Here is a 283-nt window from a genome sequence, read left to right on the forward strand (position 1 = left end):
TTTTAGGTTATGATATAGATGAGGAACTGCCCTGGCACTCTACGATAAGCCGTACCCGACAATTGTATCCAGAAACTGTCTTTGAAGACGTTTTTACTAGAGTACTTGCTATGTGTGTAGAAAAGGGAATGGTCAGCGGTCTCACCCAGGCCATAGACTCTGCACCAGTAAAAGCCAATGCTTCGATGGACACTTTAGAGCTTAAAGTTTCAAAAGAAGATCTAGAAGCTCATTTGCATCAAATCCGTCATATCAGTGCTATGGATAAAGAACCGGCAGGGAT

The 283-nt window shown here is 42.8% G+C and carries 1 protein-coding gene; it reads left to right on the forward strand.

The annotated features are described in order from the left end of the window. The coding region (locus tag Q4Q35_RS22460) for a transposase (RefSeq protein ID WP_437439736.1) at positions 1 to 283 on the forward strand (283 nt) is incomplete at both ends.

This window comes from Flavivirga aquimarina (assembly GCF_030540835.1).
GTDB lineage: Bacteria > Bacteroidota > Bacteroidia > Flavobacteriales > Flavobacteriaceae > Flavivirga > Flavivirga aquimarina.